This window comes from Microbacterium sp. YJN-G (genome assembly GCF_015040615.1).
Lineage (GTDB): Bacteria > Actinomycetota > Actinomycetes > Actinomycetales > Microbacteriaceae > Microbacterium.
This window is the reverse complement of record NZ_CP060402.1, coordinates 3,402,221-3,428,635: the sequence shown is the minus strand read 5'-3', so window position 1 is coordinate 3,428,635 and position 26,415 is coordinate 3,402,221. Positions and strand designations below refer to the sequence as shown.

General features: G+C 71.4%; 25 protein-coding genes. 9 read left to right on the top strand and 16 right to left on the bottom strand.

From position 1 onward, the window contains the following. Nucleotides 1-59 precede the first annotated feature (59 nt). A complete protein-coding gene (locus H7694_RS16510) occupies nt 60-389 on the bottom strand; it encodes an ArsR/SmtB family transcription factor (protein ID WP_193597514.1) in 330 nt (109 codons plus the stop codon). Between the two features lie 16 nt (nt 390-405). On the opposite strand from H7694_RS16510, the gene H7694_RS16505 reads away from it, so the two are divergent. Next, nucleotides 406-876 carry an SRPBCC family protein gene (locus H7694_RS16505; RefSeq protein ID WP_193597513.1) on the top strand — a complete coding sequence of 157 codons (471 nt, stop codon included), beginning with the start codon at nt 406-408 and terminating at the stop codon, nt 874-876. Nucleotides 877-897: 21 nt separating this feature from the next. Here H7694_RS16505 and H7694_RS16500 read toward each other — a convergent pair whose 3' ends face one another. After that, nucleotides 898-1,491 carry a winged helix-turn-helix domain-containing protein gene (locus H7694_RS16500; protein WP_193597512.1) on the bottom strand — a complete coding sequence of 198 codons (594 nt, stop codon included), beginning with the start codon at nt 1,489-1,491 and terminating at the stop codon, nt 898-900. 89 nt (nt 1,492-1,580) lie between these two features. Between H7694_RS16500 and H7694_RS16495 the strand changes: the two genes are divergently transcribed. Continuing rightward, on the top strand, nt 1,581-2,936 hold the full coding sequence (locus H7694_RS16495) for an MFS transporter (RefSeq protein WP_193597511.1): 1,356 nt from the start codon (nt 1,581-1,583) through the stop codon (nt 2,934-2,936). A gap of 231 nt (nt 2,937-3,167) precedes the next feature. Here the strand turns inward: H7694_RS16495 and H7694_RS16490 are convergent, their stop codons facing one another. After that, nucleotides 3,168-4,391: an NAD(P)/FAD-dependent oxidoreductase gene (locus H7694_RS16490; protein ID WP_193597510.1), complete on the bottom strand. Its 1,224-nt coding sequence runs from the start codon at nt 4,389-4,391 to the stop codon at nt 3,168-3,170. 108 nt (nt 4,392-4,499) lie between these two features. On the opposite strand from H7694_RS16490, the gene H7694_RS16485 reads away from it, so the two are divergent. Further along, nucleotides 4,500-5,039 carry an Lrp/AsnC family transcriptional regulator gene (locus tag H7694_RS16485; protein ID WP_227468192.1) on the top strand — a complete coding sequence of 180 codons (540 nt, stop codon included), beginning with the start codon at nt 4,500-4,502 and terminating at the stop codon, nt 5,037-5,039. Between the two features lie 62 nt (nt 5,040-5,101). Here the strand turns inward: H7694_RS16485 and H7694_RS16480 are convergent, their stop codons facing one another. The 5 genes from H7694_RS16480 to H7694_RS16460 form a co-directional block, all read right to left on the bottom strand. Beyond that, nucleotides 5,102-5,878 carry a DeoR/GlpR family DNA-binding transcription regulator gene (locus tag H7694_RS16480; RefSeq protein ID WP_193597508.1) on the bottom strand — a complete coding sequence of 259 codons (777 nt, stop codon included), beginning with the start codon at nt 5,876-5,878 and terminating at the stop codon, nt 5,102-5,104. A gap of 4 nt (nt 5,879-5,882) precedes the next feature. Beyond that, on the bottom strand, nt 5,883-6,788 hold the full coding sequence (locus H7694_RS16475; protein ID WP_193597507.1) for a class II fructose-bisphosphate aldolase: 906 nt from the start codon (nt 6,786-6,788) through the stop codon (nt 5,883-5,885). After that, the gene (locus tag H7694_RS16470) at nt 6,785-7,843 is read right to left on the bottom strand and encodes a 1-phosphofructokinase family hexose kinase (RefSeq protein WP_193597506.1); all 1,059 of its coding nucleotides are present in this window, start codon (nt 7,841-7,843) and stop codon (nt 6,785-6,787) included. Before H7694_RS16470 ends, H7694_RS16475 begins: the two co-directional genes overlap by 4 nt. Before the next feature lie 175 nt (nt 7,844-8,018). Next, entirely contained in the window at nt 8,019-9,005 is a 987-nt protein-coding gene (locus H7694_RS16465; protein WP_193597505.1) for an ROK family protein, read from the bottom strand. 4 nt (nt 9,006-9,009) lie between these two features. After that, complete coding sequence (locus tag H7694_RS16460; protein WP_193597504.1) at nt 9,010-9,903, bottom strand: SIS domain-containing protein; 894 nt, start codon at nt 9,901-9,903, stop codon at nt 9,010-9,012. 174 nt (nt 9,904-10,077) lie between these two features. Here H7694_RS16460 and H7694_RS16455 point away from each other — a divergent pair, with 174 nt between their 5' ends. From H7694_RS16455 to H7694_RS16440, 4 genes are all read left to right on the top strand, one after another. After that, complete coding sequence (locus tag H7694_RS16455; protein ID WP_227468191.1) at nt 10,078-10,677, top strand: RNA polymerase sigma factor; 600 nt, start codon at nt 10,078-10,080, stop codon at nt 10,675-10,677. Beyond that, nucleotides 10,674-11,201 carry a hypothetical protein gene (locus H7694_RS16450; protein WP_193597502.1) on the top strand — a complete coding sequence of 176 codons (528 nt, stop codon included), beginning with the start codon at nt 10,674-10,676 and terminating at the stop codon, nt 11,199-11,201. Before H7694_RS16455 ends, H7694_RS16450 begins: the two co-directional genes overlap by 4 nt. 103 nt (nt 11,202-11,304) lie before the next feature. Beyond that, nucleotides 11,305-12,912 carry a S8/S53 family peptidase gene (locus H7694_RS16445; RefSeq protein ID WP_193597501.1) on the top strand — a complete coding sequence of 536 codons (1,608 nt, stop codon included), beginning with the start codon at nt 11,305-11,307 and terminating at the stop codon, nt 12,910-12,912. Nucleotides 12,913-13,083: 171 nt separating this feature from the next. Further along, entirely contained in the window at nt 13,084-15,465 is a 2,382-nt protein-coding gene (locus H7694_RS16440; RefSeq protein WP_193597500.1) for a CHAT domain-containing protein, read from the top strand. Nucleotides 15,466-15,719: 254 nt separating this feature from the next. Here the strand turns inward: H7694_RS16440 and H7694_RS16435 are convergent, their stop codons facing one another. Beyond that, on the bottom strand, nt 15,720-16,043 hold the full coding sequence (locus H7694_RS16435) for a chorismate mutase (RefSeq protein WP_193597499.1): 324 nt from the start codon (nt 16,041-16,043) through the stop codon (nt 15,720-15,722). Nucleotides 16,044-16,113: 70 nt separating this feature from the next. On the opposite strand from H7694_RS16435, the gene H7694_RS16430 reads away from it, so the two are divergent. Continuing rightward, complete coding sequence (locus H7694_RS16430) at nt 16,114-17,346, top strand: AI-2E family transporter (protein WP_193597498.1); 1,233 nt, start codon at nt 16,114-16,116, stop codon at nt 17,344-17,346. 30 nt (nt 17,347-17,376) lie between these two features. Here the strand turns inward: H7694_RS16430 and H7694_RS16425 are convergent, their stop codons facing one another. The 7 genes from H7694_RS16425 to H7694_RS16395 form a co-directional block, all read right to left on the bottom strand. Next, on the bottom strand, nt 17,377-18,297 hold the full coding sequence (locus H7694_RS16425) for an ABC transporter substrate-binding protein (protein ID WP_193597497.1): 921 nt from the start codon (nt 18,295-18,297) through the stop codon (nt 17,377-17,379). A gap of 45 nt (nt 18,298-18,342) precedes the next feature. After that, nucleotides 18,343-19,092, bottom strand: coding sequence for an ABC transporter permease (locus tag H7694_RS16420; RefSeq protein ID WP_193597496.1), 750 nt, complete (start codon nt 19,090-19,092; stop codon nt 18,343-18,345). Then, nucleotides 19,089-19,790, bottom strand: coding sequence for an ABC transporter permease (locus H7694_RS16415; protein ID WP_193597495.1), 702 nt, complete (start codon nt 19,788-19,790; stop codon nt 19,089-19,091). The genes H7694_RS16420 and H7694_RS16415 overlap by 4 nt, the downstream gene beginning before the upstream one ends. Beyond that, complete coding sequence (locus H7694_RS16410; protein ID WP_193597494.1) at nt 19,787-20,761, bottom strand: ABC transporter ATP-binding protein; 975 nt, start codon at nt 20,759-20,761, stop codon at nt 19,787-19,789. The genes H7694_RS16415 and H7694_RS16410 overlap by 4 nt, the downstream gene beginning before the upstream one ends. 183 nt (nt 20,762-20,944) lie before the next feature. Then, nucleotides 20,945-22,354 (bottom strand): dihydrolipoyl dehydrogenase family protein, encoded by a 1,410-nt coding sequence (locus tag H7694_RS16405; RefSeq protein ID WP_193597493.1) that lies wholly within the window; start codon nt 22,352-22,354, stop codon nt 20,945-20,947. A gap of 240 nt (nt 22,355-22,594) precedes the next feature. After that, nucleotides 22,595-23,692 carry a lactonase family protein gene (locus H7694_RS16400; protein ID WP_193597492.1) on the bottom strand — a complete coding sequence of 366 codons (1,098 nt, stop codon included), beginning with the start codon at nt 23,690-23,692 and terminating at the stop codon, nt 22,595-22,597. A gap of 105 nt (nt 23,693-23,797) precedes the next feature. Continuing rightward, nucleotides 23,798-25,084: an adenylosuccinate synthase gene (locus H7694_RS16395; RefSeq protein WP_193597491.1), complete on the bottom strand. Its 1,287-nt coding sequence runs from the start codon at nt 25,082-25,084 to the stop codon at nt 23,798-23,800. 189 nt (nt 25,085-25,273) lie between these two features. Here H7694_RS16395 and H7694_RS16390 point away from each other — a divergent pair, with 189 nt between their 5' ends. Next, nucleotides 25,274-26,413: an AAA family ATPase gene (locus H7694_RS16390; protein WP_193597490.1), complete on the top strand. Its 1,140-nt coding sequence runs from the start codon at nt 25,274-25,276 to the stop codon at nt 26,411-26,413. Nucleotides 26,414-26,415: the final 2 nt, after the last annotated feature.

Below are 26,415 nucleotides of genomic sequence, written 5' to 3'. Positions count from 1 at the left end.
CTGCGCCGACGTCCTCCTTGCGTCGTGGGGCGGATGCGGCGGATCCGGATGCTGAGGTCTCAGGCGTCTCGCCGGTCGAGGTCGTCGAGCAGTTCGACCGCGGCACGCGCGTAGTCGCCGATCCAGCGGTCGTAGATCCGCTTGATCGGCAGCGGCGCCAGCGACAGCCGGCGCTCCCGGCCGACGCGGCGGCCGATCACGAGTTCGGCACGCTCGAGCACGCGCAGATGCTGCAGCACCGTGGTGCGGTCGAGTTCGGGAAAGTGCGCGCACAAGTCGCCGGTGGTGAGCTCGCCTGGACGCAGCGCATCCAGCATCCGTCTTCTCACCGGAGCCGCCAGGGCCTTGAAGACGAGATCGTCGTCGGCTGTTCCCTCCTGCGATGACATGTTGTAATCTTACAACATGTCTGACCAGCTCACCGAACTGGCCTTCACCGTGTCGGGCCGCGTGGCCCGCCCCGCCGCAGAGGTGTACGAGGCCGTCGCCGACCCCGCCCAGCTCTCGCGCTACTTCACCACCGGGGGCGCCCGCGGCCGACTCGAACCGGGCGCCGATGTCACCTGGGACTTCGCCGACTTCCCCGGGCGCTTCCCGGTCACCGTCGTCGAGGCCGACCCGTCCCGGCGCATCGTGATCGAGTGGAGTGGCGAGCACACCGCCTCCGAGAGCGGCCGCACGCGCACGATCTTCGAGTTCGCGCCGATCGACGACGGGGCACGCACCCTCGTCACGATCACCGAGAGCTCGTGGCAGGCGACGGATGCCGGCGCGAAGAGCGCGTTCGGCAACTGCGAGGGCTGGACCGGGATGCTCGCCGCACTGAAGGCGTGGGTCGAGCACGGCATCAACCTGCGCGAGGGGTTCTACAAGTAGGAGACCCGCGCCGGCCTCCGATCAGATCGTGTCGTCGGCGGCGACGATGTCGAGGCTCCACAACCGCGAGTCGGGATCCTCGGGATCGTGCGCCTCGGTGATCTCCGCGATCGCCTCATTGACGCGGCGGATCAGCTCGTCGAACTCGGCCTCGGTCAGCCGCAGGTTGCGCTGCGAGAACTCGCCGTGCGTCGCGGCATCCCGACCCGAGACGTACTCGGCGGCCCACGCCACCACCCGTCGCATCATCGCGATGTGATCTTCGGCCAGCGCGGCCATCAGCGCGGTACCGAGCACCTCGTCCTCGACCGGATGCTCGGGCGACCCGACCGTCCACGCCCCCTCGACGCCCTTCCAGACCCGGTCGCGCTTGTCGCGGGCGTACTCGGGAGCTTCTTCGATGAGCCCGGCGTCCGCCAGCACGCGCAGGTGGAAGCTCACGCTGTTAGCGGGAACGCCGAGGTCGGCGGCCAGGTCGGCGGCGCGTGCGTGGCCGCGTGCCGCGACGGCGCGCGTCAGCCGGCGACGCAGCGGGTGGGAGTAGGCCCTGAGCATCGCGGTCGTCGCGTGCTTCTCGTCGTGGCGCCCACGCTTCGCGGTCTCTTCGTCGGCCATGCCCCGATCATATCCGCGCTGGAAATCGCGCACCATTGATTGCGCACGGTTACTTGCGCAACTGATCGTGCGCATCTAGCATCGACGTCATGGCCACGATCGCCCCGGCGCACAGCCTCGCTCGCAACGGCCGCTACATCGGCTGGCTGATCAGCGACACTGCCAAAGGACTCGCGAGTGCACTGTTCGGCTTCGCGATCCCGCTCGTCGCCCTGTTCGTCACGAACGACCCGGCGCAGGCGGGCATCATCAGCGCCGTCGGCATGACGACGCGTCTGTTCACGACCATCTACGGCGGCGTGCTCGCCGACCGGCACCGCCGCATCGCGATGATGGTGCTGGGCTCGGCGATCGGCATCGCTCTCGCCGCCGCCTTCACGATGCTCGCCCTCGGCGACGCGCTCACCTTCGTGACCCTGCTCGTCGTCGACGCACTGCTCGCGGCCCGCACCGGCCTCTTCGACATCGCCGGAGAGAGCGCGCTGAAGGAGATCGTGCCTGACGAGGCGATGGGTCGCGCGCAAGCCGCCAACCAGGGTCGGGACGCCGTGCTGCAGCTCGCCGGCGGTCCGCTCGGCGGCGTCCTGCTCGCAGCCGGAGCCTGGATGATCGGCATCGCGATGGCCGTGTGCCACACGATCGCGGCCGTCGCGGCATGGATGCTGCAGCGCTCCGCGCCGTCCGGTGAAGACGCGGCGCCGGCAGGCACAGGCGCGGCACCGGTCGACAGCGACGCCCCGGACGGATCAGCGGATGCCGCGGCATCCGATGTCGGCATCGTCGCGGCTGCCGTCGCCGTCGGAAAACCGAATGCCCTGCGTGAGGTGCGCGAGGGCTTCGTGTGGCTGTTCTCACGTCCCGACCTGCGCGGCGCGCTGTTCGTCGCGACGATCATCAACCTCGGCTTCAGCACTGCGCTGACCTGCGTGATCTACGCCCTGCAGCAGGCGGGTCAGTCGACCATCACGATAGGCCTGCTCTCGACCGGCGCCGGCATCGCGATGCTCGTCGGTGCGCTGATCGCCCCGATGCTGGTGGCGAGGGTGCGTGCCGGTGTCGTGATCATCGCCGGGCTGGCGGTGTCGACGGCGGGGGTGACGGGCATGATCCCCGTGCACGATCCGCTGCCGCTCGCGATCGTGCTGGGCGTGACGGTGTTCTTCATCCCCGCGGTGAACGCCGCCCTGGTCGGATACTTCATGGTCGCGACGCCGACCGAGCTGCTGGGCCGTGCGAACAGCGCGAGCGCCGTGCTCGGCATGGGTGCATTGCCGGTGGCGCCGCTGATCGCCGGGTTCGGTCTCGCGTGGGCAGGACGCGACGGCACGCTGATCACGGCATCCGCGCTGTGTCTCGTCTCGGTGCTGCTCGCCGGCGCCACCGCCGGTCTTCGTGCTCTGCCCGCCGAGGCCGGCTGGTCGGCGCACGCGCGCCGATTCGCCTGACGTCCGACGCGAACCGCCTACTGCTCCCGTATGAGTTTGTGCCGCGTGGATCGAGATCGGGCGGCACAAACTCATACGGGAGCGAGGGGCGGGTGATCCCGGGGAGCGGGGCGTCGACGGCCTGCGTGGGTCCCGATCACCTCACGGATGGAAGACGTCGGCCCGGATGCCCGGGAACCGGCGGTTTCCATCCGCGCGGCGCACCGCGGGCAGCACCGCGGCAGGCGGCGCTCAGCGCAGCGGGTCGAAGGGGGCGATCGCAGCGTGCACGTCACCGGTCACGATCTGCTCGGCGAGCAGCTTGCCGGTGGCGGGGCCGAGCACGATGCCCCACATGCCGTGACCGCCGGCGACGTACACGTTCGGCGCCTGCGTCGCGCCGACCAGCGGCAGCCCGTCCGGCGTGACCGGACGCGACCCGACCCACTCGTCCTGACGGTCGTCGAGGTCGATCCCCTGGAACAGCTCACGCGCCTGGGTGATGATCGCCTGGATGCGGCGCGGCTGGAACGGCTCGTCCGGGCGGCGGAACTCCATGGTGCCGGCGATGCGGAAGCGCCCCTGATACGGGGTGCAGGCGATGCGCTGGTACGGCAGGTAGACCGGGTGCTCCTGAGGCTTCTCGGTCTCGACCGTGAACGAGTATCCGCGGCCCGCCTGCACGCGGGTGCGCACTCCGAGCCGCCGTGCCAGGCGCGGCATCCAGGCTCCGGTGGCGATGACGACCGAGTCGGCCTGCATCCGCTCGCCGTTCGACAGGGTGACCACGGGCATCCGGGTCGACGAGACGTCGGTGACCTCGACGCCGGTGATCAGTTCGGCGCCGCGGTCGACGACCGCCTGGCCGAGCGCCTCGACGAACGGCGCCGGCTCGAAGTAGCGCTGCCCATCGAGACGGTAGGCGTGGCGCACGGCATCCGAGAGCACCGGCGCCAGCTCGCGCGGGTTCTCCAGCGGCTCGAACGGGACGTCCTGGCCGTGGCGGATGACGCCCTCGATCTCGTGCAGGAAGCCCTTCGCGTGATCCTTCTCCTTGAAGCCGATCACGAACGGACCCTCGCGGGTCCACGACTCGACGCCGCCCTCGATCAGCTCGTCGAAGCACTCCAGCGCCATCTTGTCGATCGGGGTGAGGGATGCCATGGTGCGATCCCACGCACGGTTGGTGCCGTGCGCGGCGAACTGGGCGAGGAACGACCACAGGCCGGCGTCGACGCGGAACGGCACGTGCAGGGCGGCATCCGGGTCGAGCAGCGCCTTCGGTCCGTAGGTCCACAGGCCGGTGTCGGCGAGCGGTATCGTCTTGCCTGGTGTGAGCCAGCCGGCGTTGCCCCACGACGATCCGGCGGCGACGCCGACGCGATCGATGACGGTGACATCGACACCGCGCTCCTGCAGATGCCACGCCGTGGCGAGTCCGACCATGCCGGCTCCGACGACGATGGTGCGCGTCATTGCGACCTCCTGTGACAGCGGGGCGCGCAAAGGCCCCTCCTACTCCCGATTATGCAGATCCCGAGTGCCTGCGGATGCAGCGCCGAAGATCCTACATAGAATTGGCGCTTGACCCGCAGAATCTGCGCGAAAACCGAGGAAGAGAGCATGCCGGTATCCGATTCTTCGACCCCCTCTCGGCCCTCAGGCTCTGAGGCCGGATTGGATGCCGTCGACCGGCGGATCCTCTCCGAGCTCAGCCGCAACGGACGGCTCTCGAACACCGAGCTCGCGGCGCGCGCCGGCATCGCCGAATCGACGTGCCTGAAGCGGGTGCGAGCCCTTCAGGCAGAGGGTGTCATCGTCGGTTTCCACGCCGAGATCTCGCTGGCCGCGATCGGGCTGCACCTCGAGGCGCTGATCACGATCCGGCTGCATGCGCACGCCCGCGGCGACCTGCGCCGCTTCCAGACCTACCTCGAGGAGCTGCCGGCGACGCAGCGGGTGTACTTCCTCGCCGGCGACCGGGACTTCCTCGTGCACGTCGCGGTTCCGGATGCCGGCGCGCTGCGCGAACTGGTGTCCGACACGATCAGCCTGCAGCCCGAGGTGGCATCCACCAGCACGAGCCTGATCTTCGCCCAGGCGGCGGGGTCGCGAGGCCTCTAGCTCGGCTACGCCTCGTTGCGCCGTCTCGCGCCGTCTCCTCGCGCCGACTCACCGACGACGCGTCAGTCGTCCGCGCGCACCTCATAGCCGGCATCCGTCAGCGCGGCACGGTCGGCGTCGGCGACGCCGGCATCCGTCAGCACCGTCGGGAACAGCTCGGGCCCGCCGACGTGCGCGAACGCCGCACGACCGAGCTTCGAGGAATCGGCGACCACGTACGCACGCTCGGCGCGCTGCGCCATCATGCGGTTCACGGCCGCCTCGGCCTCGTCGTGCGTGGTCGCGCCCGACTCCGCCGAGAGTCCGTTGACGCCGATGAACGCCACATCGAGCCGGATGCCGCGCAGCAGCTGCTCCACGAACGGTCCGACGAGTTCGAAGCTGCGCGGGTGGATCACCCCGCCGGTGACGACGACCTTGAACTCCGGACGCATGGCCAGCTGCGCGGCGATGTTCACGGCGTTGGTGACGACGGTGAGCCCGTGCACAGCGAAATCATCGCGGGCGGCGAGCGCCGTCGCGATCGCGTTGGTCGTCGTGCCGCCGGAGAGTCCGACCACCTGACCCGGCGAGACCAGAGCGGATGCCGCAGCCGCGATCCGCTCCTTCGCACCGGTGCCGAGGTGGCTGCGATAGCGGATCGGCAGCTCGTAGGCGACCGACTGCGCGACGGCGCCTCCGTGGGTCCGGGTGAGCAGACGCCGCTCGGCGAGGCTGTCGAGGTCGCGTCGGGTGGTGGCGGCGGATGCCCCGAACCGGTCGACGAGCTGCTCGACGGTCACCTCGCCCTGCTCGGCGAGCAGATCGAGGATGGCGGTGAGACGGCCGGCGCGGTTCATCGATTCAATTCTGGTGGGTACGCGCGGCGGCCGCGACGTCGCCACCGGCGTCGGCGAGCGCGAACAGGCGCAGCATCCGGGCCGCCTCCACGGCGACCGCCTCGCGGGCGGGACGGAGGTACTTGCGCGAGTCGACGAGCTTCTCGTCGGCCTCGAGCGTCGACCGGATCGCACGGGTGAAGAACCCGTTCAGGTGCGTGGACACGTTGATCTTCGTCATCCCGGCGCGAACGGCATCCACGATCACCCCGTCGGCGACGCCCGACGAGCCGTGCAGCACCAGCGGAACGTCGCCACCGGTGCGACCGACGCCGCGCAGCGCGTCGCGCAACCGGCCGATCAGTTCGATGTCGAGGGATGCCGAGCGGTCGAGCATCGCGTGCGATGAGCCGACGGCGACCGCGAGCGAGTCGACGCCGGTGGCCTCGACGAAGGCGCGCGCCTCGTCGGGGTCGGTGCGCACGCCGGGCGCGTGGGCGCCGTCCTTGCCGCCGACCTCGCCGAGCTCGGCCTCGATGTACACCCCGGCGGCGCGGGCGCGGCCGGCGACATCGGCGGTGAGCGCGACGTTCTCCTCGTAGTCGAGCCTGCCGCCGTCGAACATCACTGATCCGAAGCCGAGCGCGATGGCCTCGTCGACCAGCTCAGGGCGCTCGGCGTGGTCGAGGTGCACGGCGACGGGGGTGGCGGCGCGGCGGGCGATCGCGAGGGTGGCCCATCCGATCGGCTCGAGGCCGCCATGGTAGTCGGCGCAGTTCTGCGAGATCTGCAGGATGACCGGCAGCTGCGCGCGCTCGGATGCCGCCACCAGCGCCTCGGCCGTCTCGAGGTGGATCACGTTGAACGCGCCGATGCCGGTGCCGGCGGCGGCGGACGCGCGCATGAGGTCGCGGGCGGAGACGAGGGTCATCGGGAATCCTTCGGGTCGGATGCGGGGCGGCTGCCCGCCGAGACTTCTGCTTCAGCATGAGACTGCACGCCAGGGACCCTGTCTCGTGCGCAATGAGAAGTCTCGCGGGATGGGCGGACGGTGGTGACGGTCACGGCGGCCTCGAGGTCGGGCCAGGTCGGGTGGATGTCGCCGGCGAGCGGCATGAGCACGGCAGCGGCCGACCAGGCCGTCGCACGGCGCAGGATCTGCTCGGGGTCGCGGATGCCGGCATCCATCAGCACCGCGCACGCGGCGACCCCGGCATCGCCGGCGCCGGTCGGGTTGCCGGCCAGTGCCGTGTGCAGGCGGGCGTGCAGCACGCGCACCTCCGGCGCGGGAGATCCGGATGCCGCGGAGACGGCCAGCATCCCCTCGGCTCCGAGCGAGACCAGCACGACTTCGGCTCCGCGGCGCAGCAGTTCGCGGGCGCCGTCGACCGGGTCTTCGAAGCCGGTCGCCTCACGCAGTTCGTGCTCGTTCGGCTTGAGCACGGATGCTCCGGCATCGGCCGCCGCGAGCAGCGCGGGCCCCGAGGTGTCGGCGATCACGATCGCCCCGGCTTCGCGGCCCTGCGCGATGAGCGCCGGTAGCAGGCCGTCAGGTGCACCGGGCGGCAGGCTGCCCGAGATGACCAGCACCCCCGCCGCATCCGCCAGCGCGTCGCCGACGGCATCCTGCAACGCACCCCATTCGGCATCCGACGGGGCGACACCGTACTCGTTCACGATGGTGGTGTCGCCGCGCGTTTCGTCGACGAGGGCGATACTGCGGCGGGTGGATGCCGTGACCGGCACGAGCACATGCGGCACTCCGGCCGCATCCAGCTCTGCCGCGAACTCCTCGCCTGTCGCGCCGCCGGCGGTGGTGATGGCCGTGACCGGCGCGCCCTGGGCGTGCGCGACGCGGGCGACGTTCAGGCCCTTGCCACCGGCACGCGCCCGACCGGCCTCGGCGCGGTGCGTGCCGCCGTGCACGATCTCGGCGACGTGCCAGGTGAGGTCAAGAGCCGGGTTCGGGGTGACGGTGATGATCATGCCGCGCCTGCCTGCGCTCGGCGCACCTGCACGATGCGGGTACGGATGCACGATGCATTCGCCCAGCCGGTCTTGCATCCGTTCCCGGGTCGTGCATCCGTACTGTGGCCACGGGCGTGCGCCGTACTGTTCCGACGGCCGCGCGCGAGACTGTGCCGACGGACGTGCGCAGGGTTCATGCGTGCTCCTCCGCGGCCCGCGCCGCCGCGCGTGCGAGCAGGGCGGATCCCAGCAGCCCTGCGTCGCCGGAGAGCTCGGCCGGCACGAGTGCGGGGATGCGGTGGAAGCTGAGCCGCTCCGCGAGCCGTGAGCGCAGCTCGTCGAACAGGGCGCCGCCGGCGCGGGACAGCCCGCCGCCGATCACGACCGCCTGCGGCGCGAACACGGCCGTCAGCTGCGCGATCGACAGTGTGAGCGCGTCGAGCGCCTCGTCCCAGACGCGCCGGGCGGCGGCATCCCCCTCGCCTGCGCGGGCGATGACCTCGCGCGCCCCGGCGACGGGCGTGCCGGTCGCCTCGGTGTAGCGGCGGGCGATCGCGCCGGCCGAGGCGATGGCCTCGAGGCATCCGCGGGCGCCGCACGGGCACGGCCACTCCCCGATCGGCGAGTGGCCCACCTCACCGGCGTACCCGCCTGCGGTGTAGGGGCGGCCGTCGACGAGCATGGCGCCGGCGATGCCGGTGCCGATGATCATCACGACCAGGTCGCGGTACTCGCGAGCGCCGCCGAGCGCGTGCTCGGCCCAGCTGGCCGAGCGGACGTCGTGGTCGAAGGCGACAGGCAGCCCGAACCGGTCGGCGATGAGGTCGCGCATCGGCGCGTCGCGCCAGCCCAGGTTGCTGCTGAACACGCCGATCCCGTTCTCGGCATCCACGATCCCGGGCACGACGACCCCGACGGCCTGCGGCTCGATGTCCGGATGCTGCGCCCGCAGCTCGTCGGCCAGCTCGGCCAGGCGCCGGATCAGCCGCGCCGGACTGTCGGCGCCGCCCGCCGGAGTGGCCGTGCGGCGCAGCCCGAGAGCTGTGCCGTCCGCGTCGAACAGCGCCGACTTGATGTCGGTCCCGCCCACATCGAAGGCGAGCACCGGCGCACCGGCGCCGATCGCCGCCGGGCGATCGGGCGCGTCCGCGGCATCCGGACTCCTGCCGTGCTCGGTCATGACGTCAGTCGTCGAGGATGACCGAGCGGGTGAGGTTGCGCGGCTGGTCGGGGTCGAGCCCGCGGCCCACGGCGCGGTCGAGCGCCACGCGGTGCAGGCACACCAGGTCGGCCATCGGGTCGATCGGGTGCTGCACGAAGCGCGCTCCGGTGGCGGTCACCTGCGCCTCGAGCCCCCCGGGCGCACGGCCGAACTGCCAGGTGATGCGACCGGGCGCGGCGATGGCGATCGGACCGTGGCGGTACTCCATGGCGGTGTACGACTCGGTCCACGACTGCGACGACTCACGCATCTTCAGCGCCGCCTCATGGGCAAGACCGATGGTCCAGCCCAGGCCGAGGAAGCTGTACTGCTCGGCCTCGCCGAGCGCTGCGTCGTCCTCGCCGTCGAGCACGGCCTGCGCGTCGGCGATCGCGGCATCCAGCGACTCGCCGAGCGAGGCGCGGAACAGCGCCAGCGCGGTGGTCGCGAACCGGGTCTGCACGACAGACTTCTCGTCGGCGAACGGCAGCGCGATGACGCTGTCGGCGAGGTCGACCAGCGGAGAGGTGTCATCGCCGAGCACGGCGACCACGGGTATGCTGCCCTTGACCCGCTCGGTGAGCTCGAGCACCTCGGTGGTCGTGCCCGAACGGGTGAGCGCGACGATCGCGTCGTACTCGCGTCCGAACGGGAACTCGGATGCCGTGAACGCGTCGGTCTCGCCGTGCCCGGCCGACTCGCGCAGCGCGGCGTAGGACTGCGCCATGAACCACGAGGTGCCGCAGCCGACGACGGCGATGCGGGATCCTGCTGCCGGCAGCAGCGCCTGCTCGGCGCCCATTCCGGCCGCGCGGGCCCAGGTCTCGGGCTGGGAGGTGAGTTCCGCGCGCATGTGCGCGCCGGCGGCGTGGGTCATGTCTGCTCCTCGGGCGGGATCGCAGGGCGGGAAACCGACTGCATTCTTTTGATCGTTATCTGACGATAACGCTCAAATTATTGCATCCATTCGTCGGACTGTCGAGTGCTGCGCGCGGTCATGTATCACCCGGATGCTTGCCCGCTCCTGTCAAGTGTGACGACAATGATCTCCATGAGCGAGGCCACTCCCGATGGCAGCGCCGAGCAGACCCCCGCGCGCAGCCGGTGGCAGCGTGCGGCGGACCTGTTCCGTGCGTGGCGCGATGGCGACGCGCGGGCGATGGATGACCTCGTCCGTCTGATGACCCCCGTGCTCTGGCACGTGGTGCGCGCCGCGGGCATCGACCGCGCCCTGACAGAGGACGTCATCCAGACCACCTGGCTTCGGCTGGTGCGCACCGGCGACGCGATCTCGGAGCCGGCGGCGGTCGCCGCCTGGCTGACCACCACCGCACGTCGCGAGGCCTGGCGCACCAGCGGCGCGCAGCGCCGGGCGGATGCCGTCGACGACACGAGCCTGGAGCCGCTGCTCCCCGTCGCCCCCTCGGCCGAGGACACCGCGGTCGCCGGCGATCAGCGCAACCGGCTCTGGTCGGCCGTGCAGCGACTCGACGACCGTTGCCAGCGGCTGCTGCGCGTGGTCGCCTTCGACGATCGCCCCGACTACGCCCGCCTGGCCGGCGAGCTCGCGATGCCGGTGGGCAGCATCGGACCGACCCGCAAGCGGTGCCTGACCAAGCTGCGCGGACTTCTCGAGGAGGTGGCGACATGAGCGGATCGGAGCGCGACCTCGACGACGACGCACTGATCGCCGCCCTGCGCACGACGTGGGAGGAGCACGACCCGGTGCCGGCCGACCTGGTCGACCGGATGGTCGCGGCGGTGGCATCCGACGACATCGCCCGGGAGTACGCGCTGCTCACCCTCGTCGAGGACGCCACGGCGGCCGTGCGCGGCGATGCCGAGACGATGATCCTGCAGTTCAGCGACGGCAGGATGACGGTGCTGCTGCACATCTCCGGCTCGGGGAAGGGGTCCGGCTCGGGGAAGGGGTCCGGCTCGGGGAAGGGGTCGGGGGCCGGGCCGGGGAACGGGCAGCGACGCGTGGACGGCTGGGTCGACGTGGCGGTGACCGGCATCGTGCTGGAGCAGGGTGAGCGATCGCGGTCCGCCGAGCCGGGAGAGCACGGCCGGTTCGCGTTCGACGGGGTACCGCCCGGCCTGTGCCGGGTGCGCCTGACCGTGTCGGGTGACGACGGCGAGCGCGTCTTCGCCACCCCGCAGTTCGAGGTGTGATCCGCGCAAGCGGAGAGGATGCCCGCAAGCGGAGAGGGACGACGTCGCGGCCGCGACGGGGTCATGACGGTGCCGCCGCGGCGGCCCGGGAGGAGGGTGGACGATGGAGCAGCCCACAGGGTGGACGTGGCAGGACCGTGCGGAGGGATCGATTCCGCGCGGCGCGGCGCTGGATCCGAGTGTCGATCCGATGCCCGGCGTGCGCGCGTATCCGACGGCGTATCTGCCGGACCGGCTGCTGCTGACGGCCGCGGAGTCCGGTGACGACGAGGCGATGGATCGCGACCTGAAGACGATCGCCGAGGCGGCGGGCTCGTTCGGCTGGCGGATCGAGGTCGTGCCGGCCGATCCCGCGGCGAAGACCGCAAACGCCGATGGGCGCCGCGTGGACGCACGCGGCGCCCGTGAGCTCGCGCCGGGGGTGCCGGGCCTGCTGCGTGTGCTGCTGACGACGCCCGACGAGGCGGGGCGCGGCGAGTCGCCGGCCCCGCCGGACGCGTGGCGGGTGCTGCAGCGAGCGCGCCGCATCTCGCAGACGACGATGCCGCGCGCCGGGCTGGAGCACGTGCTGGCGGTCGACCCGGTCGGACTCAACCCGTTCAGCCGCACGAATCCCTTCAGCCGCACGAACCCGTTCAGCCGCACCAACCCGGTTCGCGGGCAGGGCCCGGTCGGCACCGACGACTACCTCGAGCCGGGCCGGGGTGCCCGCCAGCCGGTCGCCTGGATCGGCGCCGCGCCGGCCCGCGGTGCGGACCCGAAGCGCGGGCGGCGCCCGGTCGTCGCGGTGCTCGACACCGGATGCAGTGAGCACGACTGGCTGCCGGATGACATCGTCAACCGGCACGTGGAGCTCGACGGCGTGCCGATCGGGCTCACCGGCCATGACGACCCCGAGCGCTACCCCGATCTGTACGGTCAGCTCGACGGTGAGATCGACGCGGTCGCCGGTCACGGCACCTTCATCGCGGGGCTGGTCAGGCAGACGGCCCCGGATGCCGACATCCTCGCGATCCGGGTGGCAGGGTCACTCGGCGTCGTGGACGAGAGCGCGTTCCTGCTCGCACTGAGCGACGTGATCGAGCTGAAGCGGCGCAACACCGCCGACTCTCGCACCGGGCATCCGATCGACGTGCTCAGCCTGTCGCTGGGCTACTACCACGAGACCCCGACCGACGGACTGTTCTCGCGCACTCTCTACGAGCTGCTGCGCAGCGCCCGCGAGCTGGGCGTGGTCGTGGTGTGCTCGGCCGGCAACGACGCGATCGACCGTCCGGCGTTCCCCGCCTCACTGTGGGCGTGGCCGGGCGGCGACAACGGAATCGGCCGCGACGACGCGGCACCGCTGGTGTCGGTCGGCGCCCTGAACCCGTCCGGTCGCTCGGTCGCCCTGTTCTCGAACTTGGGACCGTGGGTGCGCGTGTACGCCCCGGGCACGCTGGTGGTCAGCACGACGCCACCGTTCACCGGCGGCACGCAGGCGGCCACCCGGTCGGACTTCGACGGACTGCCGCGCGAGACCGTCGATCCCGACGACTACCGCGGCGGGTTCTCGGTGTGGAGCGGCACCTCGTTCGCGGCACCGTTCGTCGCGGGGCGGATCGCCGCGAAGCTGGGTCCACTGATGGCCAAGGGCGGCAGTCCGTCGCAGAAGGCGATCCGCCGCGCGGTCACGGAGGTGCTCGACGGGCTGCCCGATCCGGTGCGCTGACACCGGCACCGGGCGGCGTCCGACAGTGCGCTGACGGCGGCGCCCGCCGGCACGGGTGGCGGCCTACCGCATCCCCATGACGCACGCTTCGCAATCGAGGTGGCGTGCGCGATGCGCGCACGACATGCTGAGAGGGTGCGTGGGGATGCGGCAGAGCTCCATCGGCGGGGAGTGGACGAGGCGAATCGTCGCCACTTCGCGCGCGCGACGCGCACCCTGACGACCGCGGCGGCGCGCACCGACGACGCCGACCTGCGCGGCCGCATCGCGGGCACCCTCGCGTATGTGCTCGGTCAGACCGGCGAGCCCGAGGCCGCCGAGCGGATGTGCCGTGAGGCGCTCGAGCATCCCTCTCTCAGCGACGGCACGCGTGCCGTGCTCGCCGGACAGCTGGGAACGCTGCTCATGCACGCCGGCCGGGTCGACGACGCCGAATCCTGGCTCACCGAGGCCATCACCGGCATGCACGACTCCCCCGCCGAGCAGGCCACGTGCCTCATGAGCCGATCCATGGCCCGCATGCAGCGCCACGACCTCGACGGCGCGACCGCCGACCTCGAGACCGCCGTCGCGCTGTACGACGGGCTCGGCGATCACGAGGCCGCGGCCGAGGCACGACACAACCTCGGCTACACCGCCCTGCTGCGCGGCGACCTGGTCACCGCTCTGGCGCTGATGATGCGCTCGCGGCCGGTGTTCGTCGAGACCAGCGCGCTCAGCACCGCGATCGCCGACCTCGACAGGGCCGAGGTGCTGCGCGATGCCGGTCTGACAGACGAGGCCGAAGCCCTGCTGACCGAGGTGGCGGCACGCTTCGGTGCGCAGCGGATGCGGCAGGCTCGCGGCGAGGCCGAGTTCCAGCTCGCCCGCTCGCAGCTGCGGCACGATCCGGCGGCGGCGCTGCGGACCGCACGGCTGTCACGACGCCGGTTCGAGGGTCTGAACAGCGAGGGCTGGGCCGCGCGCGCGGCATCCGTCGAGCTGGAGGCGCGCCGGCTCGCCGGCCGCATCCCGTCGGCGGAGGACTACGACGACGCTGCCCGCCGCCTGCGCGCGGTCGGGCTCGGCGCCGAGGCGACCGGCGCCGCGCTGGGCGCCCAGCTCGCCGATCCGAGCCGACCGCCGCTGCGCATCCGCACCGACGCTCCGACGCCGATCCGGCTGAGGTCGTTCGAGGTGCGCGCCGCGCGTGCCCTGGCCGCCGACCGGCCCGCCGTGGCCCGGCGCCTGTCCGCCGAGGGGCTCGACCTGTTCGACTCGTGGCAGGGCGCCTTCGGGGCGCTCGACCTGCAGGCGTCCGTCACGATGCACGGCACCGGGCTGCTGGCCGCGGGGCTGGCCGCCGCCAACTGCTCCGACGACCCGGCGGTGCTGTTCGAGTGGGGCGAGCGCGCCCGCCACCTCAGCCTGCAGGTGGTGCCGGTGCGGCCGCCGCACGACCCCGCAGCGGCATCCGATCTCGCCGAATTGCGGATGCTGCGCGCCGACCTCGCCGGCGCGGACTGGATGACCGACCCTCGCGTGCGCGCGGTGCGCGACCGGGTGCGCGAGCGGCAGTGGAGCTCGACCGCAGGAACCGGCGCGGGGCGGCGCACCACGCTGACCGAGCTGCGCGGACGGCTCGACCCCGATGTCGCGACGCTCACCTGGGTGCACACCGGCGATGCGCTGTGCGCGGTCGTCGCCACCCGGGATGCCGCCGAACTGGTGCGGCTGAACGGCGACCGGGTGCGGCCGCTGCTGGACGGCCTGCGCGCCGATCTGAACGCCTCGGCCATGACCCGCGGCACCCCGATGGCCGCGGTCGTCGGCCGTGCGCTCGACGAGCGGCTGGCGCGGCTCGACGACGAGCTGCTGCGGCCGCTTCTCGAGCACGCCCCCGGTGCACGCCGGCTCGTGCTCAGCGTGCCCGGGCTGCTCACCGGCATCCCCTGGGCGCTGCTGCCCAGCCTGCACGGCATCCCGTTCACCCTCGCGGCCTCGGCGACGCGGTGGCTCGATGCGACTGCGCGGCCGCTGCGCCGCACCGGCGTGATCGTCGGTCCGCGTGTCGCGCGCGCCGGTGACGAGGCCCGCGCGGTCGCCGGCGTGCACCGCGACGCGACCGTGCTCACAGGCGCCGATGCGACGGTGGACGCCGCCACGGCCCTGGCCGGCGGCGTGGACCTGCTGCACGTCGCGGCGCACGGCAGGCACAGCGCCGACAACCCGATGTTCTCGGGGCTCGAGCTCGCCGACGGCGTGCTGTTCGGTTACGACGTCGACCTGATCGGCACGGCGCCCGACACCGTGGTGCTCTCGGCCTGCGAGCTCGGGCGCTCGACGGTGCGCTGGCACGAGGAGGCGCTCGGCATGACCCGGGTGTGGTTGCATGCGGGAACCCGCTGCGTGATCGCCTCGCCCGTGCTGCTGCCCGATGACGAGGCGGCGCAGCTGCTGCCGGCCGTGCACGGGCGGATCGCCGCCGGTGACGCACCGGCGGTCGCGCTCGCCCACGCCGCCGCCGACACCGGCATCCGCGTGCCGCTGCACTGCCACGGCGACGGCTTCTGACCCCACCGGTCGCCGGGTCACGCAGACTTCTCAAGATTTCTTCGGCGGGGATGTATCAGGATGCGGGGTGCCCGCTCCTGATCCATAGACGGCGCCCGAGACAAGTCTTTCGCTGGGGATGAGAGGCGAACGGGAGGCAGGGGCCTTCCCGGAGTCCGGGCAACTGGGGAGCACGGAGGGCGCCGTCATGGGGTGCCGCGATGAGGGGATCGCGGCGCCCCGCCTCTCAGCATCCGCTCGTCAGCGCCGGCCTGTCAGCGCCCTTCGGCGGCCTCGGTGTGGTGCCGGATGACCTCGGCGACGACGAAGTTGAACCACTTCTCGGCGAACTCGGGGTCGAGGTGGGCGTCTTCGGCGAGCGCGCGCAGGCGCGCGACCTGCTGCTCCTCACGACCGGGATCGGATGCCGGCATCCGGTGCGTCGCCTTCAGCAGGCCGACCTGCTGGGTGGCGCGGAACCGCTCGGCGAGCAGGAAGATCAGCGCCGCGTCGATGTTGTCGATGCTGGCGCGCAGGCGCAGCAGCTCGGCGCGTGCCTCGTCGGCGCGGGTCGGCTCCGCGGGGGCGTCGTCGGACATGATCCTCCTGTCGATCGGCGTTTACACGATAGCCGGGGTGCGGGCGGTGTGCGGCCATAGAGTGTTCCGCATGAGCGCAGACCATTCCCCGCAGCCGGACGAACCGGCCGATGACACCGTGACGGTCTCGTCAGACGAATCGGCGTCGGTCGACGCGGCTGAGGATGCGGTGACGGACGTGACTGAGGATGTGGTGGAGCCGGATGCCGACGCGCCGCGCGCACCGTCGGATGCGCCGCGCCCGCGGCGCTCGATCTGGACCCGGATGGACCGGCCGTTCCGGCTCGGCTTCCTGCTGACCCTCGGCGGTCTGGCGGCGTTCCTGCTCGCCCTGGCGCTCACGAGCCTGTCGACGGTGCTGATCTACGTCGCCTTCGCCCTGTTCGCCGCGCTCGGGCTGAACCCGGCGGTGCGGCTGCTGGTGCGTCGTGGCCTGTCACGCGGACTCAGCGTCACGATCGTGATCGTCGCGCTGGTGGCGGTGGTCGGGCTGGTGCTGGGCATGATCGTGCCGTTGGTCATCTCGCAGATCGCCGCGTTCGTCGAGTCGGTGCCCAAGGTGGTGAACGAGTTCATGCTCACCGATCTGTACGCGTTCCTGACGCAGCAGTTCGGCGATCAGATCAACTCGCTGCTCGTCGACGCCCAGAAGCTGCTCACCGACGGCAAGACGCTGACCGCTCTGGGCGGCGGTGCGCTGAAGGTCGGCACGTCGATCGCGGCGGGCATCTCGGCGTTCGTGATCGTGTTCGTGCTGACGTTGTACTTCGTCGTCGGGCTGCCGGGCATCACGTCGTCGATGCTGCGGCTGGCGCCCGCGCGTCACCGCACGAGCATCCGCGAGATCGTCGACCAGATCACCGAGTCTGTGGGCGGGTACGTGCAGGGCATGGTGATCCTCGCCTTCGCGAACGCCGTCATGGCGCTGATCCTCTATCTGATCCTGGGGCTGCCGTTCCCGCCGCTGATGGCGGTGGTGGCGTTCCTGGTCACGCTGATCCCGCTGGTCGGGCCGCTGGTGTTCCTCGCGATCGGCACGCTGACGGCGGTGCTCGCGAACCCGCTGCACGCCCTGATCTTCGGGGTGGTGTACCTGATCTACATCCAGGTCGAGGCGTACGTGCTCACCCCGCGGGTGATGAACCGCACGGTCTCGGTGCCCGGGCTGCTCGTCGTGATCGGCGCCCTGGCCGGCGGCACGCTGCTGGGCCTGCTCGGCGCGCTCGTGGCCGTGCCGGCGACCGCGTCGATCCTCATCATCATCAACAAGATCTTCATCCCCCGCCAGGACGCCCGGGTCTGAGCACCCCGGCGCCCTGGCGGGTAATGCGGATCAGAGCAGGCCGTTGTCCTCCAGCCACTGCGCGGCGATGTCCTCGGCAGAGGCCTGATCGACCGTGCTCTGCACGTTCATCGCCACGAGGTCGTCGGCGCCGAGCTGGGCGCTGATCGCGTTGATGACCTCGGCGATCCCGTCGGCGACGTCGCTCGAGGCGATCGGCACGACGTTCGAGGCGAGGATCATGTTCTCGGGGTCTTCGAGGGCGACGATCTCCTCGGTCTGGAACGCGGGGCTCGCGGTGTAGATGTCGGCCACCTGCACCTGTCCTGCGAGCAGCGCGTCGAGCGTGCCCTCGGCGGTGGCCGAGAAGCCCAGGTCGACGCCGTAGATCTCCTTCGCGCCGGCCGGCCCATACGGGCGCTGCTCGAGCTCGGGGGCGCCACCCAGCACCGGCTTGGTGGTCAGCTTCGAAAGGTCGGCGATGCTGGCCAGGCCGTTCTCGTCGGCGAACGACTTCAGCACCGTGTAGGTGTCCTGGTCGCTGGCCTCGGCGTAGTCGAGTGCGGTGAGGCCCTCGGGCAGCGCCTCCTGCAGCGCCGCGTACACGTCGTCGGGGCTCGTGGCGGTCGCCTCGGCGTCGAAGTACTCCAGCAGGTTGCCGGTGTACTCGGGGAACAGGTCGATCGCGCCGGACTCGACCTCGGGCATGTACGCATCGCGCTGACCGACGTTGAACTTGCGGTCGACGGTGTACCCGGCGTTCTCGAGCGCCTGGGCGTAGACCTCGGCGACGATCTCGTTGGAGTAGTAGGCCTGCGAGCCGACGACGATCGTGTCACCGGCGGTGTCGCCGCCGTCGTCGCCGGTCGGCTCCTCGAGCGGGTTGCTGCTGCCGCATCCGGCGAGCGCGAGCGTCGCCGCCAGCGCGACGCCGGTGACAAGGGCGAGTCGGGACTTCCTTGCGATGATCATGGTGTGCCTCTCTCTGGGGACGGTGTCGTCTTGGGGACGGTGCGGTCAGGCGATGGCGGATGCCGCCGAGCGGGCGGCGCGCCGTTCGGAGCGGGTCGGTGCGGCGCCGGTGTCGCCGCCGGCGGGACCGGTGTCGATGCCGGCGGGGACGACGGCACGCTGTGCCAGCGCGAGCAGCAGGTCGACGATCAGGGCGAGCAGCGCGACCAGCAGTGCCCCGGCGAGCACCTGGTCGAAGCGGCGCAGCGGGATGCCCTGGATGATCGGCCAGCCGAGGCCGCCGAGATTGACGTAGGCGCCAATGGTCACGGTCGCGATGACCTGCAGCAGGGCCGAGCGGATGCCGCCGACGAGCAGCGGCATCCCGAGCGGCAGCTCGACCTTCGTGAAGATCTGCCATTCGGTCATGCCCATCGCTCTCGCGGCGTCGATGACGCGGCGGTCGATGGCCTCGAAGCCGGTGTACGCGCCGGCCAGCAGTGACGGGATCGCCAGCAGCACGAAGGTGATCACCCCGGCCAGCGGGGTGCGCACGACGCCGAGCACGAGCACCAGCAACACGAGCAGGCCGAACGACGGCACCGCGCGGGCGGCGCCCGAGATCGCGACGGCGATCTCGCGGCCCTTGCCGGTGTGGCCGATCAGCCAGCCGGCCGGCAGCGCGATGACCGCGGCGACGGCCACGGAGATGACGGTGTAGAACAGGTGCTCGCCGAGCAGCACGGGCAGGGCGTACTGGCCCTGCAGCCGTTCGGGGGAGAACAGCCAGGCGAGGGCGTCGGCGAACAGGTTCATGCGGCTGCCCTCACCACGGCCCGGCGGGAGTTCGCGGTTCCGCTCGTCTGCCGTGAAGCTCCGGCTGTCGCGCGGGTCCAGGGCATCAGCATCCGCCCGAGCAGCACGAGCAGGCCGTCGACGACCAGGGCGATGACGACCACCGCGACGACCCCGGCGAGCACCTCGGCGATGATGCGCCGCTGCAGCCCGTTGGTGAACAGGTAGCCGAGGTTCGAGACGCCGATCAGGATGCCGACGGTGGCCAGCGAGATCGTGCTGACGGCCGCGACCCGCAGGCCGGCGAGGATCACGGGGCCGGCGAGCGGCAGTTCGACGGCGAGGAAGCGGCGAGGGGCGGCGTAGCCCATGGCGGTGGCGGCCTGTCGCACGTCGGCGTCGACCGAGTCGAGCCCATCGGCGACGGCGCGCACGAGGATGGCGATCGCGTAGATGGTCAGAGCGATGACGAGGTTCGGCTCTTCGGTGGCGGAGTAGCCGATCACCGCCGGCATGAGGATCAGCAGCGCGAGCGAGGGGATGGTGTACAGCAGCCCGGTGAGCACGATGATCGGACCGCGGACCAGGCGGAAGCGCCAGGCGACCCAGCCGAGCGGGATCGACAGCAGCAGTCCCAGCACGATCGGGATCACGCTCTGCCGCAGGTGCACGAGCGCGAGCTCCAGGATGAGATCCAGATTGTCGCCGACCCAGATCACGTCAAGCCGCCGTCCCCGGACCCCTGAGCCGAGCTGGGTCCCTGAGCCTGTCGAAGGGCCGCCTCGCCTGAGCTGGGTCCCTGAGGCTCTCGAAGGGCCCCAGCCGAGTCGGCCGCCTGGCTCGAGCTGGGTCCCTGAGGCTCTCGAAGGGCCCCGACACCATCCCGCAGTACCCCCTGCGTGCGTCCTTCGGAGTCGACGACGACGGTGCCGCGCGGCGTCTGCTTGAGCGTGAGCGCCCGCCGCCCGCGTTCGGATCCGATGAACGCCTCGACGAACTCGTCGGCGGGGTTCTCGATGATCTCGCTCGGGCTGCCGACCTGCACGATCCGTGCCGCCTTGTCGAGGATGACGACCTGGTCGCCGAGTAGGAAGGCCTCGTCGATGTCGTGTGTGACGAACACGACGGTCTTGTCGAGCTCGACCTGCAGGCGGATCAGCTCCTGCTGCAGGTCGGCGCGGACGATGGGGTCGACGGCGCCGAACGGCTCGTCCATCAGCAGGATGTTCGGGTCGGCGGCGAGTCCGCGGGCGACGCCGACGCGCTGCTGCTGTCCGCCGGAGAGCTGACTCGGGTAGCGCTCGGCGAGCCCGTGCTCCAGGCCCACAGTGTCGAGCAGCTCACGGGCACGGGCATGCGCATCGCGGCGACTCACCCCGTTGAGCCGCAGCACCGTGGCGACATTGTCGATCACCGTGAAGTGCGGCATGAGACCGGAGTTCTGCATCACGTAGCCGATGCCGCGGCGCAGCTCGACGGGGTCTCGGCCGAGCACGCTCTCGCCGTCGATGGCGACCGTTCCCGAGGTGGGCTCGACCATGCGGTTGATCATGCGCAACAGCGTCGTCTTGCCCGATCCGGACGACCCGACCAGCACCGTCGTCTTCCGTGAAGGCAGCACCAGGCTGAAGTCCTCGACGGCGACGGTGCCGTCGGGAAAACGCTTCGAAACCGAAGTGAACTCGATCATCAGCTCTGCGCGGCGCCTGCCGACTGTGGGCGGGCGTGTCGAACGCGCGACGGCCCGGTTGCTGCGAGTACAGCTCTCATGCACGTACCTCCTGGCATCCCTTCGAGCGTAGGGGACTCCTCCGACAACCGGAGAGGATCGCGGAAACTTCCCGGCACCCCCGATCTCGCCGAAGCGGATCGCTCAGGCCGACTGCCGCCCGTACCGCTCCAGCAGCCGCAGCCAGATCTCGCTCATCGTCGGATAGGCCGGCACCGCGTGCCAGAGCCGGCTGATCGGCACCTCGCCGGCGACGACGAACGTGGCCGCCTGCAGCAGCTCGGCCACGTCGGCTCCGACGAAGGTGACGCCCAGCACCACCTCGCGCTCGGTGTCGACGACCATGCGCGCCTGGCCGCGGTAGCCGTCGGCGTGCAGTCCGGCACCGGCGACCGAGCCCAGGTCGTGATCGACGACCTCGGTCGCACGGCCTGCCTCGCGCGCAGCATCCGCCGTCATCCCCACCGAGGCGACCTCCGGGGCGGAGAAGACCACCTGCGGCACGGCGGAGTGGTCGGCCGTCGCGACGTGCCGGCCCCACGCGTCGTCGGCGATCACCTCGCCGCGCGAGCGCGCCGCGATCACATCGCCCGCCGCGCGGGCCTGGTACTTGCCCTGGTGCGTCAGCAGCGCGCGCCCGTTAGCATCGCCGACCGCGTACAGCCAGTCCACCCCGGGTATCCGCAGCGTGTCGTCGACGTCGATCGACCGGCCGGGCTCCAGCCCCACGGTCTCGATCCCGATGTCACCGGTGCGCGGGGTGCGGCCGGTGGCGGCGAGCACCTCGGATGCCGTGATCGACTCGCCGTCGCCGGTGGTCACCGTCACGCCGTCAGCGTCGCGCCGCACCTCGGCGGTCGTCGTGTGCAGGCGCACGTCGACGCCGAGGTCGCGCAGTCCCTCGGCGACCTGTTCGCCGGCGAAGCGCTCCATGCGCTCGAGCAGCCCGCCGCGGGCGAGCAGGGTGACAGCTGAGCCGAGTCCGGCGTAGGCGGTGGCCATCTCGACCCCGACCACTCCCCCGCCGATGATCACGAGCGATTCGGGCACCTCCTCGGCGCTGGTCGCTTCGCGGCTCGTCCACGGTGCGGATTCGGCCAGGCCCGGGATGCCGGGGATCGCGGCATCCGTGCCGGTGCAGACGGCGACCGCGTGCCGGGCACGCAGCATCCGCTCGCCCTGGTCGGTGGCGACCGTGACCTCGCGCTCCCCGGTCAGGCGACCGTGACCGCGCACCAGGTCGATCCCGGCGCTGCGCAGCCAGTCGACCTGCCCGGCATCCGACCATCCGGCCGTGAAGGAGTCACGGCGGGCGAGCACGGCGGACGGGTCGAGCTCGCCGCCGGTGACGCCACGCACATGCTGGGCGGCGCGCAGCGCCTGCGCCGGACGCAGCAGCGCCTTCGACGGCGTGCACGCCCAGTACGAGCATTCGCCGCCGACCAGCTCGCTCTCCATGATCACGGCGGTCAGCCCGCCCTGCACCGCCCGGTCGGCCACGTTCTCGCCGACCGGTCCCGCTCCCAGCACGATCAGGTCGTATTCGTCGCTCATGCGGCCGAGCCTACGCGCCGACTCGTGCGGGGGCCGGGCGCGGGGGCGCAGGGTGCTGGGATGCTCCGGTGCTGCACGCCGTCACGGATGGAAAACGCCGCCACGGGATGCCGCGAGCATGCGTTCTGCATCCGCGGCGCGAGCTCACGGATCGAAAACGTCGCCACGGGGTGCCGGGAATATGCGTTTTCCATCCGCGGGGCCTGATCGCGCCCGACCGCGGTCGCCGGCGAACCCGCCTCAGCGCATGGGCAGGATGACCGTCGGCGTCGGGGCCGGGGTCACGTGCCGCACCTCGCGCGGAGCGCCGGTGCGCTCGTCGAGGTCGACGGCGCTCACCGTGCCGGAGCGCTGACCCGCCACGAGCAGCACGCCCTCGTGCACGAGGTGGTGGCGCGGCCAGTCGACGCCCGAATCGGCGAGCGCGAACGGCTCGACGGCCCCGCCGGAATCCTTCACGCGCAGCGCCGCGAGGGTGTTGCTGCCGCGCAGTGCCGTGTACAGGGTGTGCCCGTCGCGCGCGACAGCCAGCTCGGCCGGGAAGTCGGTGCCGATCTGTGCGATGGGCGAGGCCGGCGTCGCCGAGACCAGCCCCCAGCGTCCGTCGCGCGCGGCGGCGAGGGTGAACACCTCGCAGGAGTACTCGGTGACCACGTGCAGGTGCCCGCTGGGATGCAGCACCATGTGTCGCGGCCCCGTGCCGCGCGGCAACACGACCTCGTGATCGATGGTCAGTCCGGTGGTCGAAGGGCGCCAGATGCGCACCAGGTCGAAGCCGAGGTCGGTGGTCGCGATGCGCCCGTCGGGCAGGAAGACGGCGGCGTGGGCGTGCGACACCCGCGGCTCTTCGCCTGCGGGGGTCGGGTGCGGGTCGGATGCCGCTGCGGCATCCCGCTGTTCTTCCGCTTCCTCGCCGAAAAGCGCCGCGCGCAGCGCGGCCGCCTTGTCGGGCGCCGCCGCGACGAGCGATCCGTCGGCGGCGATCCCGAAGCGCACGACCCGGCCGTCGCCGTAACAGCTGGCGATCAGCGCGCGTCCGACGGGCGAGACCGCGAGGTGGCAGACCGAGTCGCCGGCCGGCAGGGCCGGCCCGAGCGCGCGCAGGGTGGTCTCCCCCGCGCGGGCGAAGGCCTGCACCGCACCGGCGCCCTCGAGCGCCGCGTAGACGACGTCGAGCGACGGGTGCGCGGCCAGCCAGGAGGGGGATGCCACCGGCGCGGCCACCCCGCGCCACCGGAGGGTCGATGGTCCGCGGCCGTCATCGACGGCGAGGTATCCGATGCCCTCGGCATCCCCGTCCATGTCGGCGCCGTAGCCGCCGACCCAGAACCGCGTCATGCTGATCCCTCCACGAATTCTCGTCTATATGGCGCATAATCCCGATTCAGGGCACCGATACCGTGCGTAAGCGCCATATAGACGGGTGGGGTTGGCCGGAATGCCCTAGTCGAGCAGGTCGTGGCGGACGATGACCTGCTCGCGCTCGGGTCCGACGCCGATGACCGAGATGCGCGTGTTGCTCATCTTCTCGAGGGTCAGCACGTAGTCCTGCGCGTTCTGCGGCAGGTCCTCGAACGAGCGCGCCTTGGAGATGTCCTCACTCCAGCCGGGGAAGTACTCGTAGATCGGCTTCGCGTGGTGGAAGTCGGTCTGGTTGACCGGCACGTCGTCGAAGCGCTCACCGTCGACGTCGTACGCCACGCAGACCGGGATCTGCTTGAGCCCGGTGAGCACGTCGAGCTTGGTGAGCACCAGGTCGGTGATGCCGTTCACGCGGGTCGCGTAGCGGGTGATCGGCGCGTCGTACCAGCCGGTGCGGCGCAGGCGACCGGTGGTGGTGCCGTACTCGAAACCGGTCTTGCGCAGCCACTCGCCCATCTCGTCGAGCAGCTCGGTGGGGAACGGACCCGAGCCCACGCGCGTCGTGTACGCCTTCACGATGCCGACGATGCGGTCCAGGCGGTTCGGGCCGACGCCCGACCCGGCTGCCGCACCCGCGGCGGTCGCGGTGGACGAGGTGACGAACGGGTAGGTGCCGTGGTCGACGTCGAGCATGGTGGCCTGGCCACCCTCGAAGACGACGACCTCACCGCGGCTGAGCGCCTCGTCGACCAGGTGACCGGTGTCGGCGACCATCGGACGCAGCCGCTCGGCGTACGAGAGCAGCTCGTCGACGATCTCGTCGCAGGTGATGGCGCGGCGGTTGAACACCTTCACCAGCAGGTGGTTCTTCTGGTCGAGGGCTCCCTCGACCTTCTGCCGCAGGATGTTCTCGTCGTAGAGGTCCTGCACTCGGATGCCGACGCGGTTGATCTTGTCGGCGTAGGCCGGGCCGATACCGCGGCCGGTGGTGCCGATGTTGCGCTTGCCGAGGAAGCGCTCGGTGACCTTGTCGAGCGTGCGGTGGTACTGCGTGATGATGTGCGCGTTGGCGCTGACCTTCAGCTTCGACACGTCGACGCCGCGCGCCGAGAGCGCCTCGAGCTCCTGGAACAGCACCTCCAGGTCGACGACGACGCCGTTGCCGATCACGGCGTTGACGCCGGGGGTGAGGATGCCCGATGGCAGCAGGTGCAGGGCGTACTTCTCGTCGCCGACGACGACGGTGTGCCCGGCGTTGTTGCCGCCGTTGAACTTGACGACCCAGTCGGTGCGCTCGCCGAGCAGGTCTGTCGCCTTGCCCTTGCCCTCATCGCCCCACTGGACGCCGACGATCACGATTCCTGGCATGGGTGAACCCCCTGGTACTGCACGCTGTTCGCCGGGTTTGCACCGGCAGATGAGCTGGCCCGAACGGGCGTCACCATCCTAGCGGAGGGGCCTTCGGCGCCCCTCGGAGGCCCCGTTCGGCACCGGCGGCTACCCTGTACCCGGGGATCAGCGGCCGCCATCGATCCCCGATGGATGAGGAGACCAGCGATGACCGACTTCCCCCCGGTGCCCGGGCCCGCCACGGTGCTCGGATCCACCGCATCCGCACCTCCCCCGCCCCCGCCGGCTCCGGCGGCGCCGGCTCCGGCTCCCGCGTTGTCTCCCGCTCCGGATGCCGTCGTCCCGGCCGCGGCATCCGCTTCGCACGCCACCCCGGACGATCTCGCCCGCGCGCAGCGCATCCTGAAGATCATCACCGACTCGTACTCGACGAAGATGGTCGGCCAGGACCGGCTGCGCACCAGCCTGCTCGTCTCGCTGCTGGCGCGCGGGCACATCCTGCTCGAGTCGGTGCCGGGGCTGGCCAAGACGACCGCGGCATCCACCCTCGCCGACACCGTGAAGGCGACGTTCCGTCGCATCCAGTGCACGCCCGACCTGCTGCCCAGCGACATCACCGGCAGCCAGATCTACGACGCGGCCACCGGCACGTTCCGCACGGTGCTCGGGCCGGTGCACGCGAACTTCGTGCTGCTCGACGAGATCAACCGCTCCAGCGCCAAGACCCAGTCGGCGATGCTCGAGGCCATGCAGGAGCGGCAGACGACGATCGGCGGCGAGGTGCACCACCTGCCTCGCCCGTTCCTGGTGATCGCGACGCAGAACCCGATCGAACAGGAAGGCACCTACGAGCTGCCCGAGGCCCAGATGGACCGCTTCCTGCTCAAGGAGATCGTCGAGTACCCCAGCCCCGCCGAGGAGTTCGAGATCCTGGGCCGCATCGACTCCGGCGTGCTCGATCCCGACCGTCACGTGCCCGGGGCGATCTCGCTCGACGACGTGCACGACCTGCAGCGCATCACGTCGACGGTGTACGTCGACCCCGCGATCCGCAACTACATCGTGCAGCTCGCCTATGTGACCCGCAATCCTGCACCGTACATCGGCGAGGATCGCGCCCGGTACATCAAGTACGGGGCGAGCCCGCGGGCGAGCATCGCGTTCCTGCAGGCCTCGCGCGCGCTGGCGCTGCTGAACGGGCGCACGCACGTGCTGCCCGAGGACATCCGCGCGCTGCGCCACCTCGTGCTGCGCCACCGGGTGCTGCTCACCTTCGAGGCCGACGCCGAGGGCGTGCGCAGCGAGGAGATCATCGACCAGATCTTCGCCGCCGTGCCGACGCCGTAACC

Coding starts and splice junctions, on each gene's coding strand:
- H7694_RS16405 (WP_193597493.1), bottom strand. CDS start 22,354: ATGAGCGACGAATACGACCTGATCGTGCTGGGAGCGGGACCGGTCGGC.
- H7694_RS16455 (WP_227468191.1), top strand. CDS start 10,078: ATGAGCGAGGCCACTCCCGATGGCAGCGCCGAGCAGACCCCCGCGCGC.
- H7694_RS16500 (WP_193597512.1), bottom strand. CDS start 1,491: ATGGCCGACGAAGAGACCGCGAAGCGTGGGCGCCACGACGAGAAGCAC.
- H7694_RS16445 (WP_193597501.1), top strand. CDS start 11,305: ATGGAGCAGCCCACAGGGTGGACGTGGCAGGACCGTGCGGAGGGATCG.
- H7694_RS16435 (WP_193597499.1), bottom strand. CDS start 16,043: ATGTCCGACGACGCCCCCGCGGAGCCGACCCGCGCCGACGAGGCACGC.
- H7694_RS16470 (WP_193597506.1), bottom strand. CDS start 7,843: ATGATCATCACCGTCACCCCGAACCCGGCTCTTGACCTCACCTGGCAC.
- H7694_RS16450 (WP_193597502.1), top strand. CDS start 10,674: ATGAGCGGATCGGAGCGCGACCTCGACGACGACGCACTGATCGCCGCC.
- H7694_RS16465 (WP_193597505.1), bottom strand. CDS start 9,005: ATGACCGAGCACGGCAGGAGTCCGGATGCCGCGGACGCGCCCGATCGC.
- H7694_RS16430 (WP_193597498.1), top strand. CDS start 16,114: ATGAGCGCAGACCATTCCCCGCAGCCGGACGAACCGGCCGATGACACC.
- H7694_RS16490 (WP_193597510.1), bottom strand. CDS start 4,391: ATGACGCGCACCATCGTCGTCGGAGCCGGCATGGTCGGACTCGCCACG.
- H7694_RS16480 (WP_193597508.1), bottom strand. CDS start 5,878: ATGAACCGCGCCGGCCGTCTCACCGCCATCCTCGATCTGCTCGCCGAG.
- H7694_RS16400 (WP_193597492.1), bottom strand. CDS start 23,692: ATGACGCGGTTCTGGGTCGGCGGCTACGGCGCCGACATGGACGGGGAT.
- H7694_RS16420 (WP_193597496.1), bottom strand. CDS start 19,092: ATGAACCTGTTCGCCGACGCCCTCGCCTGGCTGTTCTCCCCCGAACGG.
- H7694_RS16495 (WP_193597511.1), top strand. CDS start 1,581: ATGGCCACGATCGCCCCGGCGCACAGCCTCGCTCGCAACGGCCGCTAC.
- H7694_RS16390 (WP_193597490.1), top strand. CDS start 25,274: ATGACCGACTTCCCCCCGGTGCCCGGGCCCGCCACGGTGCTCGGATCC.
- H7694_RS16410 (WP_193597494.1), bottom strand. CDS start 20,761: ATGATCGAGTTCACTTCGGTTTCGAAGCGTTTTCCCGACGGCACCGTC.
- H7694_RS16460 (WP_193597504.1), bottom strand. CDS start 9,903: ATGACCCACGCCGCCGGCGCGCACATGCGCGCGGAACTCACCTCCCAG.
- H7694_RS16505 (WP_193597513.1), top strand. CDS start 406: ATGTCTGACCAGCTCACCGAACTGGCCTTCACCGTGTCGGGCCGCGTG.
- H7694_RS16395 (WP_193597491.1), bottom strand. CDS start 25,084: ATGCCAGGAATCGTGATCGTCGGCGTCCAGTGGGGCGATGAGGGCAAG.
- H7694_RS16510 (WP_193597514.1), bottom strand. CDS start 389: ATGTCATCGCAGGAGGGAACAGCCGACGACGATCTCGTCTTCAAGGCC.
- H7694_RS16475 (WP_193597507.1), bottom strand. CDS start 6,788: ATGACCCTCGTCTCCGCCCGCGACCTCATGCGCGCGTCCGCCGCCGCC.
- H7694_RS16425 (WP_193597497.1), bottom strand. CDS start 18,297: ATGATCATCGCAAGGAAGTCCCGACTCGCCCTTGTCACCGGCGTCGCG.